Origin of the sequence: Megasphaera sp. AF13-6AC (genome assembly GCF_027685385.1) — a bacterium.
In the GTDB taxonomy this organism is placed as follows: Bacteria; Bacillota; Negativicutes; order Veillonellales; family Megasphaeraceae; genus Megasphaera; species Megasphaera micronuciformis.
Map to the genome: position 1 here is coordinate 1 of NZ_JAQCUN010000043.1, position 10,059 is coordinate 10,059.

Sequence of the window (10,059 nt, forward strand, 5' to 3'; positions counted from 1 at the left end):
CCCCCATAACCGATAGTATTTTGATTCCCGCCGACAAGGCTGTTTACACCATTTACAGTACTAGTTTGTCCACCAACGATACTGCTTGTAGCACCGATTTGCACATTATTGCTGATACCGACTGTCAAAGTACCCGATCCCGCTACCGTATTATCGGCTCCTGTAACCACGTTATCATTTCCGCTTACTTGATTTCTGGCCCCCGATACATTGGACCGTTGCCCCCATACATTATTAGTACTGCCTGAAACGACATTATCTGTACCGGCTACGGAATTTCCCGTCCCCATATCCACATTGGCTTTGACAAGACTTACATTTACCAGGGTCCCGACAAGACTTAGAAGAATGGCCGTCTTAATATGCTTTGTTATCATAACTTTCTCCACCTTATTCTAATTTGATATCGCTTTCCTCTTTTGTATTAACGCTTCGTTATATTGTCTCAAATTTTTATTTATTTCGTCAATAATTTTTCACATAATGGTTATATAAGTATTTATTGATAAGGTTAAAAGCTCGGTACTCCACGATTTTAAGGATACTTAGACCGGTTTATATCCGTATTCATACCTGAAAACGTGAATTTCATTGACCGCCCATATTGTAACCTGCCTCGTTTTAAGACTCTGATCCCTTTATATTTCTTAACCGAATAAAAAAACGATACATCGGAGATGTATCCGATGTATCGCAACTAAAGCCAACACAACCGTCCTATACTACGCCCGCACTCCCCCAGATATCCGAAAATAAAAGCAGCCCCGTTACCGGGACTGCTTTTATTTGGTGCCGGAGGTGGGACTTGAACCCACACGACTATTCATCGCTTGATTTTGAGTCAAGTGCGTCTGCCATTCCGCCACTCCGGCAAACAGACTTATGCGTTAGCACGTTCTTTATTATAAGCAAAAAGTCTGTCGTCGTCAAGTAAAAATGACGAGGTCTATAATTTTTTTCTTACACAAGCTCTAGCCGTTCTCCGCCACTGTTTCTCCCGTTTCTTTTTTCATTTCTATTTGCTTCACATGTTCAAAGTAAAGTTTCGTTTCACTTACTACTACACCGCTAAGTCCTATGAGTGCCACTAAGTTAGGTATAGCCATCAGTCCGTTTACGATATCCGCTAAAATCCAGATAACATCAAGTTTAAGAAAGGCTCCGCAAGCTACGAGAATTATAAACACAATACGATAGGGCAAGATTCCCTTAACTCCTACCAGGTAATTAATGCAACGTTCGCCATAGTAATTCCAGCCTAAAATAGTCGTAAAGGCAAAAAGTGTAAGCCCGACACAAAGAAGCAGACTGCCGGCAACGGGATAGGCCTGACAAAAGGCTTCATTGGTTAAAGCCGCGCCGTTCAAATCACCCGTCCAGGCACCGCTGATAACAATAACCAGTCCGGTTAATGTGCAAATAATAATGGTATCAATAAAAGTTCCTGTCATAGAAACAAGCCCTTGTTCAGCAGACCACTTCGTCTTTGCCGCTGCCGCTACTATGGGCGCCGAGCCAAGACCCGATTCATTGGAAAATACACCGCGAGCTACCCCGTTGCGCATAGCCAACATGACAGTGGCTCCGGCAAAACCGCCGACAGCCGCCGTCGGTGTAAAAGCATCTGTAATAATTTGCATAATTGCCGTCGGTACTTGTTCACGGAAAATAATTAAAAACACGACAGTAACGGCGATATACAAGACAGCCATGGCCGGAACAATTTTAGCAGCGGCCCGTGAAATGGATTGCAATCCGCCGATAGTAACGGCGGCAACCAATACGGTAAGTACGACTGCCGTATATTCAACGGGAATATCCGTTGCCAATTTTGTGATTTCAACGATAGAGTTTACTTGAGCAAAGGTGCCGATACCGAAGAAGGCTACAAGAACCCCGAATATTGCGAAGAGTTTTGCCAAAGGTTTAAACTTTTCCCCTAAGCCTCGTTCAATATAATACATGGGCCCGCCTGCAATATCCCCGTTTTCATCGGTTGTCCGAAACTTAACGGCCAAACAGCCTTCGGCATACTTCGTCGCCATCCCCACAAAAGCGGCAATCCACATCCAAAAAACCGCTCCGGGACCACCTGCATGAATAGCCGTCGCTACGCCGACAATATTCCCGGTCCCGACAGTGGCCGCCAAGGCCGTACACAAAGCCTTAAAGCTGTCAATATCACCGTCACCCTTATTCTCAGCTGTGAAGATAAGTTTCAAGGCTTGCGGCAATTTAAAGAACTGAATCAACTGTAACCGAATCGTCAGCATCACCCCGGTACCGATCAGAAGTACCAACAAGGGCGGTCCCCATACAAAGCTGTCAATACTGTTCAACACATCCGTTATCATCGTATCATCTCTCCTCAATAAAAAATTCCTGCTTCCGAAAACTCCGGAGACAGGAACAAGAAAAGACAATACAAATCGCCTTATAAATTCATCATTGCCCTCTGTCCTTTTGCCTGAGAGATAAGAAGCTATCGCTTCGTGCACCTTCGGCGCTCATTAAGAGACTCTCCAGAGATATGTCCGCATCCGGTCCCGTTCTTTCGAACACCTGAGAGTTTAACTCCTTCGGTTGACTTATGTCATCTCCCGGAATGCATCATCCATGTATATTCGGTTTTGTCGTTATTATAAACCCAAAAACGTTATTTATGCAAGTGTTTTTTTATTTTTAATCACTGTTTATGGAAAATAAGTCGGTCTACCGTCTCCATGGCCGCCGTAGCCGTTTGTTGCCATCTCAAGGGCGTAACCGTGATTTTCCCCGCTTTAATATTAGCTATGTCGCTGAATGTCGGGGCTGTCGACATATCAATATCACCGACAATGCGGATACAGGAATCACCGTTTTCATCCTTTTTCTCTACAATAACATTTTTGTAAAACTGTACCGTTTGCGGTGCTACAACAACGTTTTCCAGACAAATATCGCCTTTTTTTTCCGGTACGTTAATATTCAAAATCCCCGGAAACTTTCCGGTAAAGATGACTCTTTCGATTAACTGCATCACCAACTTTGCCGTTTGCCGGGCACGCCCCTCATTCATCTTACCGATGGACACGGCTACAGCCGGAGTCAAATAATAGGGACCTTCCATGGCTGCCGAAACGGTCCCTGAATATAAGACATCGCTTCCCAAATTATATCCGTTATTAATTCCCGAAATAATCAAGTCCGGTCGATCTTTCTTCAGGATAAATTCCATGGCCGTCTTAACACAATCCACAGGAGTGCCGTCCAAAGAGTACTTAGTTACATTGTGTAAAGGTGACGCTATCCGCTTTAAATACAAATCCTTATTAATCGACATGGCATGTGATGCCGCACTACGTTGTCCTTCAGGCGCTACTACGGTCACCTTATCTGCAACGGTTGCGACAACTTCTTCCAAAATACTTAAGCCCTTAGCTGTAATTCCGTCATCGTTGGTAAGTAAAATATGCATGTACGTTCTCCTAATTATTTTTTATTTTCTTTACGCAAGAGAGCCGTACTGTCGTATGAAACGGCACGCGTATGAACCGTATGACTCCATTTCATGTCATGACGATCCTTAAACCCGAGAAAATTTACAGGTATCCAACTATACATAAAAAGCGGATACACAATTAAATAGACCCACGACTTTAAGGGCACCTTGATTTTCAAAAGGACGATAACGGGAATGGCATATTGAGCCACAAACAAAACCGTCCAAATTTCCATGGGCATAAGTTGATTGAGTATATTCGTATAAAAAACATACCACGTCGTATTAATATATGATAACCCGGCGTAAATCGTCGACATCATCATAAAAAACGGTTGTGATAATGTAATAATCCCGTCGAGCATACGAATATTTCCCGTACGAATGCCTTTGACAAAAAGTTTAGGTATAAAGCGTTCGCCGCAATCGGTCTGTCCTTGTGCCCAGCGCTTACGCTGACGACATGAAGCTATGAAATCGACAACTTTTTCATCATAAATAATGGCGTCGTGCGCCCAACAGGTACGAACGCCTTCGAGAAGAACCTTCATAGAAAATTCCATATCTTCCGTCAAGCAATCGCAGCCCCACCCATACTTACGGACCACATCGGTAGCAATACACATGCCCGTGCCTCCCAATGCCGTGGATAAACCGATATTGTACTTGGCACGATGCCACATATGATTAACCAGCCAAAACGCAATCGAAAAGGTACCGGAAATCCAAGAATCCGTCGGATTCTTAGAGTCCATATATCCTTGTATGACTTGTTCTCCTTTACAGAGATGGTTGTTCATTTCCCGTAAAAATTCGGGATGAACCAGGTTATCCGCATCAAAGACGACAAAGGCATCATACTGCTCTTCTTGTTGTAACAGCCGTTCAAACATCCAATCCATGGCAAAACCTTTACCCACGTCTTCCCTGTTCGTCCGTACGGCTACTATGGCTCCGTGTTCTTTACATACATCTGCAGTATGATCTGTGCAATTATCCGCTACCACATAAATATCGTACATATCCCGCGGATAGTTAAGACACTTCAGGTTATCAATGAGTTGCCCTACAACCGCTTCTTCATTATGTGCACAGATAACAGCCGCAAACGTATGCTGCGGCTGTACCGTAACTTTATCTTCTTTTTTTATGAGGCCGAATAAGGCGAGTACAAAGTAATACAAGGTATAAAACACAATAATTACTTGTACGGGAATCATGACCAAATCCGCTATATGTTCCATAATGAAGACTCCCGGTCTATACGAGCTTGCCGTTCATAGCCGTATTAATCAAGCCGTATACGATATAAAGGCCGAAAGGCAAGGTCAGTGCCAAATGCCAATCATAAATGACAACGGCTGCACCGATAAGCAGTGTAATAATAAGCGCCGATTTATGAAGTACATCGGCACTTTGTCCTTTAAAGTCGGGATGATGTACCTTGCTGACCAAATCGTAACCCACGAGTACGACCAGAACCGCAATGAGCGGTGCCGGCAACATAACTCCTGAAAGGACATAAGTAGCAAAAAGACAACCGCCGTTCGGAATCGGCATACCTTCAAAATATCCGTGTACGGTCGCCGTATTGATATTAAAACGTGCCAAGCGAATACCGCCGAGTGCGGAATAAATAAGTACGGGAATAACTCCGATCCAACCCAGAGTATGCAAGGTGTAATTATACATTAAGAAGGCCGATGCGGCACCGAAAGAAACGCAGTCCGATAAGGAATCGAGCTCTTTTCCGAATTCACCGCTTACGCCCAAAGCTCGGGCCGAGCGTCCGTCCATAGCATCACAAAGCATGGCAAAGAAAATACATAGGGCGCCCCAAAAGAAGTTCCCTTGCGACGATAAAATCATGCTGAGAACACCGAAGCACAAGTTACCAGATGTAAATAAACAGGGAATTACCTTTTTCATTCAACAATCCTCCCGATTATCGATTCTCCGCCGCGAACCCGGTCGCCTTTTTTGACGGAAATCTCTACATTATCCTGCACATATACTTCTATGCAGGAGCCGAACTTGATCATGCCGTATAACTGACCGTGCTCCAGTGCATCCCCCAAGGTAACCCACGATACGACACGGCGTGCCAAAACGCCGGCGATGAGCGTTACCAACAACTGTGTACGTCCGTTATCAATGCCGATAGAATAGCGTTCATTTTCATAACCTACGCCATCTTGATAAGCAGGTCGAAACCGTCCGCACGTATATTGTTGGAATTTTATAACTCCCGACAAGGGGGTGCGATTAACATGAGCGTCAAAGATGGACAAAAAGATGACCACCTTACGACAGTCCTGTCCTAAAAACAAATCTTCATGCACCGGTTCCACGCTGACAACCGTTCCGTCTGCCGGTGAGACGAGAAGAGACGGATCATCAGGAATGGTACGATGCGGATTTCTGAAAAAGTACGTAAAATAGGCTGCCAAAACAAGGGGAACAACGGCAACATACAAATTAATAAAATAAGCCGCCAATAGGGCCAGCACCAAGGGAACGGCTATAAACGGATAGCCGTCTTCAATAATAAACGGTTTATTCATAAGTCACCTCGCCTCAAACTCGGCTGCCGAATTTCACGGCAACCACAAATTTCGGCAAAGCAAGCATACGCATAGCTCGACTCGGTTCCTTGTACAGGCGGTAAAGCCATTCAAGACGATGTTCCTGCATCCACTTGGGGGCTCGACATACATGACCGGCCAATACATCGAAGGTACCGCCTACACCCATGCACACACAAGGTCCCAATTCATATAAATGACGATGTATCCACTTTTCCTGCTTCGGTACGCCGAGAGCTACGAATAAAACAGATGTCCCCGAATTCCGTATATCTTCAATGATTTCCGGCTCTTCTTCAGGCGTAAAAAAGCCGGACCGAATACCGACAACGGGAAATTCGCCCACCGTCTCTTTCATATTTCGAGCCGCCTTTTCGGCAATTCCCGGAGCCCCGCCGAAGAAATATACCTTTGTCTGTCTTTCAACACAACGGGCCATAATCCGACAAGCTAAATCTACGCCGGCAACTCGTTCTTTGAAATGTTTTCCTTGTTGTTCCGCTGCCCAAAGCACTCCGGCTCCGTCGGGCACGACCAAGTCGGCTTCCGCCAAAATACGGGCCAACTCGTGATCTTCTTTGGCCCTCATAATCATTTCCGCATTGGCTGTAGCGACAGTCGTCGCTCGACCTTCGGCGATGCGGGAAAAGACAAAATCCGTCGCTTCGTCCATCGATACATTACGAACGGGAACGGACAATATTTCTATGGTCTCTTCCATTAGGACCTCCGTTTTCTAGTTTACGCTGTAATTGGGTGCTTCTTTCGTAATGCTGATATCGTGCGGATGGCTTTCTCTCAATCCGGCACTGGTAATCTGAATAAATTGTGTGTTTTCAATCATTTCTTTAATCGTATGGCAACCACAATACCCCATAGATGCTCGCAACCCGCCTACCATCTGGAAAATCGTGCTGGCTGCCGGTCCCTTATAAGGCACGCGACCTTCAATGCCTTCGGGAACAAGTTTTTTGGCATCTTCCTGGAAATAACGATCTTTACTGCCCTTTTCCATAGCGCCGATAGAACCCATACCACGATATACTTTATAGCTTCTGCCCTGGTAAATAATCGTTTCACCCGGACTTTCTTCCGTTCCGGCTAAAAGGTTACCGATCATAACCACATTACCGCCTGCTGCAATAGCCTTGGCCATATCGCCCGAATACTTGATACCGCCGTCGGCAATGATAGGAATTCCGAAACGTTGTGCCACTTGTGCACATTCATAAACGGCCGTAATCTGCGGTACGCCGATGCCGGCAATAATACGAGTCGTGCAAATAGAGCCCGGCCCGATCCCCACTTTAACCGCATCGACACCGCATTCAATCAGGGCTTCCGTCGCTGCCGCCGTAGCCACGTTGCCGGCAATAACCGGAAGATGAGGATAATTCTTTTTAATTTCTTTCAATGTATTCAGCACGCCCTGAGAATGGCCATGAGCCGTGTCGATGACAACTACATCCACTTTAGCCGCTACTAAAGCATCAATACGATCAATCATATCATGCGTTACACCTACAGCGGCGGCAACGAGAAGTCGTCCGTCCGAATCTTTCGCCGAATTCGGATACTTTGTAGCCTTTTCAATATCCTTAATCGTAATAAGGCCTTTCAAGTTGTTGTCTTTGTCGACAAGGGGTAACTTTTCAATGCGGTGACGCCGCAAAATTTCTCGTGCTTCTACCAAAGACGTCCCTACAGGTGCGGTAACGAGGTTTTCCTGAGTCATGGTATCCCCGATGCGTCGAGACATATCTTCTTCAAAGCGCATATCACGGTTCGTGATGATCCCTACAAGCTTCCCGTCTACTGTAATAGGTACACCGGAAATGCGATATTTACCCATCAACTCATTGGCATCTGCCAAAATATTGTCGGGATGAAGGAAAATGGGGTCAATGATAATGCCGTGTTCCGACCGTTTAACCTTATCCACTTCACGAGCCTGTTCGGCAATAGACATATTCTTGTGAATAACACCGATACCGCCTTCACGAGCAATGGCAATCGCCATAGGGGCTTCCGTTACGGTATCCATTCCGGAACTCATAATAGGCACGTTCAGCTTAATATCTCGTGTCAAATTAGTAGAAATATCGACGTCTTTCGGCAATACATCGGATTTTGCCGGTACCAGCAGCACGTCATCGAATGTCAAGCCTTGCATACCGAATTTATCAGTTCTCATATTCGCACCTCTATATTAACAAAATATAATAAAAGGGGAATTTCACCCTCAACAGCTTTACCCCTAATTATAGCCGATAAACACCTTTCTGTATATACAATTGAATTAATTGTCTAAAATACGTAAGAAGTCATTGCCGAAGCGTTTTTTCAGAGCCTCTTTCACGGTCTTCTCCGTTCCCGGCAAGCGCAGGTACGCTTGTGCCCCGTCTCTTGCAGGAATGAGAAGGTCAGCGTCCTCAATAATGCGGGCCGCCTTCAAGTCGGGTAACCCATGCTGCATACTTCCGAAAAGTTGGCCGGCACCTCTTAGAAGTAAGTCCTTTTCGGAAAGGGAGAAGCCGTCATGAATCGTCTCCATCCACTTAAGACGCTGCCTCGTTTCCTCATTGCCACTCTTTGCCAGTAAAATGCAGTAGGCCTGCACCGCTCCGCGCCCTACACGGCCGCGCAACTGGTGCAACTGAGCCAAGCCGAATCGTTCCGCCCCGTCAACATACATAATTGTCGCATTCGGTACATTCACACCCACTTCTATAACACTCGTGGCAACCAGAAGTTTTATATCGCTCTTTTGAAAGCGTTCCATGACCTCGTCTTTTTCCTTGCCGCTCATACGGCCATGTACCAACCCACAGGAAATATCGGCAAAATCAGTACTTTTAAGGGATTCATACAGTGCCGTAGCAGCTTGCAAATCCGCACTTGCCGACTCTTCCACCAAGGGGCATACAACATAACATTGATGTCCTGCCGCAATTTCTTTACGCATAAAGGCATATATCCGACTTCTCATTCCTTCCGTTACGGCATAAGTTTTGACCGGTTTACGACCGGGCGGCAATTCTCGCATAGTCGACACATCCAAATCCCCGTATACGGAAAGGGCCATAGTTCTCGGAATAGGCGTAGCCGTTAAAAACAGTGTATGCACATCCTTCCCTTTATTCCTCAAAGCTGCCCGTTGCCGCACACCGAAGCGATGTTGTTCATCTGTAACAACCAAGGCCAGGTCGGAAAAAATCACATCGTCTTGAATCAAAGCATGCGTACCCACTAAAATATCAACTTCTCTATGAGCTGCCTTTTGTAGTATCAATTCTCTTTCTTTACCTGTCGTCCTACCTGTAAGCAAGGCTATACGTACTGGCAAGTCTTTAAAAAGTCGATTCAGCTCTTCATAATGTTGTGTCGCCAAAATTCCAGTCGGTGCCATCAGTGCCCCCTGATAGCCGTTTTCCACGGCCTTAGCCAAGGCCAACGCGGCAACAACAGTCTTTCCCGATCCGACATCTCCCTGTACGAGTCGTTGCATAGGTACTTGAGTCTCCGTATCGTTAACAATATCGGCAAACGCTTCCGTCTGCCCTTTTGTCAACGAAAAAGGCAGGTTGTTCAACAGGCCCTTAATCAGCTTGCCGTTCGGCCCGAATTTAACAGCTTGCCCCGACTGTTCCGCACGACGCTTCAATAACAACCCGGCCTGTAAAGCAAAGAGCTCTTCAAAGGCCAACCTCTTACGAGCCCTTTCCAGGGCTTCAAAGGACGCGGGAAAATGCAAGGCTTTATACGTCTCTACGCTTACTTCAGCACCCTGAATATCCAACGATAGGCATGGCGGAATCAAATTCTTTACAGCCGCTTCATCGGCAAAGAGGGCTGCGACGGCCCTGCGTACATCGGCCTGACGCAAACCCTCTGTCAAAGCATACACGGGGACCAGGCCGCCGGGGACAGCCGGGCCCGGCTCCGCCTCCGGTGAATTCATTTGCAAGCGCCCGTATGCCCGTTCCGTTTTCC

Annotated in this window: 9 protein-coding genes, 1 tRNA gene and 1 riboswitch; all 10 genes read right to left on the reverse strand. The window is 46.1% G+C overall.

Annotation, left to right across the window (positions count from 1 at the left end; translation table 11 throughout):
• Nucleotides 1-377, reverse strand: a 377-nt coding sequence (locus PGX78_RS03740) for a hypothetical protein (protein WP_270445453.1), incomplete at its 3' end; no start/stop codon positions are given.
• Between the two features lie 410 nt (nucleotides 378-787).
• Nucleotides 788-872, reverse strand: a tRNA-Leu gene (locus PGX78_RS03745).
• 99 nt (nucleotides 873-971) lie between these two features.
• Nucleotides 972-2,354: an alanine/glycine:cation symporter family protein gene (locus PGX78_RS03750; RefSeq protein ID WP_270445454.1), complete on the reverse strand. Its 1,383-nt coding sequence runs from the start codon at nucleotides 2,352-2,354 to the stop codon at nucleotides 972-974.
• A gap of 91 nt (nucleotides 2,355-2,445) precedes the next feature.
• Nucleotides 2,446-2,536: riboswitch (glycine riboswitch) on the reverse strand.
• Between the two features lie 150 nt (nucleotides 2,537-2,686).
• Nucleotides 2,687-3,457 carry a 5'/3'-nucleotidase SurE gene (surE, locus tag PGX78_RS03755; protein WP_270445455.1) on the reverse strand — a complete coding sequence of 257 codons (771 nt, stop codon included), beginning with the start codon at nucleotides 3,455-3,457 and terminating at the stop codon, nucleotides 2,687-2,689.
• Nucleotides 3,458-3,471: 14 nt separating this feature from the next.
• Nucleotides 3,472-4,725, reverse strand: a complete 1,254-nt coding sequence (locus PGX78_RS03760; RefSeq protein WP_270445456.1) for a glycosyltransferase family 2 protein — start codon at nucleotides 4,723-4,725, stop codon at nucleotides 3,472-3,474.
• 16 nt (nucleotides 4,726-4,741) lie between these two features.
• Nucleotides 4,742-5,410, reverse strand: coding sequence for a CDP-alcohol phosphatidyltransferase family protein (locus PGX78_RS03765; RefSeq protein ID WP_006941238.1), 669 nt, complete (start codon nucleotides 5,408-5,410; stop codon nucleotides 4,742-4,744).
• Nucleotides 5,407-6,045, reverse strand: a complete 639-nt coding sequence (locus tag PGX78_RS03770; protein WP_270445457.1) for a phosphatidylserine decarboxylase — start codon at nucleotides 6,043-6,045, stop codon at nucleotides 5,407-5,409. The genes PGX78_RS03765 and PGX78_RS03770 overlap by 4 nt, the downstream gene beginning before the upstream one ends.
• A 13-nt stretch (nucleotides 6,046-6,058) precedes the next feature.
• The gene (locus PGX78_RS03775) at nucleotides 6,059-6,787 is read right to left on the reverse strand and encodes a WecB/TagA/CpsF family glycosyltransferase (protein ID WP_270445458.1); all 729 of its coding nucleotides are present in this window, start codon (nucleotides 6,785-6,787) and stop codon (nucleotides 6,059-6,061) included.
• Nucleotides 6,788-6,802: 15 nt separating this feature from the next.
• Nucleotides 6,803-8,260 carry an IMP dehydrogenase gene (gene guaB / locus PGX78_RS03780; protein ID WP_270445459.1) on the reverse strand — a complete coding sequence of 486 codons (1,458 nt, stop codon included), beginning with the start codon at nucleotides 8,258-8,260 and terminating at the stop codon, nucleotides 6,803-6,805.
• 105 nt (nucleotides 8,261-8,365) lie between these two features.
• Nucleotides 8,366-10,059 (reverse strand): ATP-dependent DNA helicase RecG (gene recG / locus PGX78_RS03785; protein ID WP_270445460.1); only part of this gene is annotated, 1,694 nt, incomplete at its 5' end.

Coding starts and splice junctions, on each gene's coding strand:
- PGX78_RS03760 (WP_270445456.1), bottom strand. CDS start 4,725: ATGGAACATATAGCGGATTTGGTCATGATTCCCGTACAAGTAATTATT.
- PGX78_RS03770 (WP_270445457.1), bottom strand. CDS start 6,045: ATGAATAAACCGTTTATTATTGAAGACGGCTATCCGTTTATAGCCGTT.
- PGX78_RS03765 (WP_006941238.1), bottom strand. CDS start 5,410: ATGAAAAAGGTAATTCCCTGTTTATTTACATCTGGTAACTTGTGCTTC.
- PGX78_RS03750 (WP_270445454.1), bottom strand. CDS start 2,354: ATGATAACGGATGTGTTGAACAGTATTGACAGCTTTGTATGGGGACCG.
- surE (WP_270445455.1), bottom strand. CDS start 3,457: ATGCATATTTTACTTACCAACGATGACGGAATTACAGCTAAGGGCTTA.
- guaB (WP_270445459.1), bottom strand. CDS start 8,260: ATGAGAACTGATAAATTCGGTATGCAAGGCTTGACATTCGATGACGTG.
- PGX78_RS03775 (WP_270445458.1), bottom strand. CDS start 6,787: ATGGAAGAGACCATAGAAATATTGTCCGTTCCCGTTCGTAATGTATCG.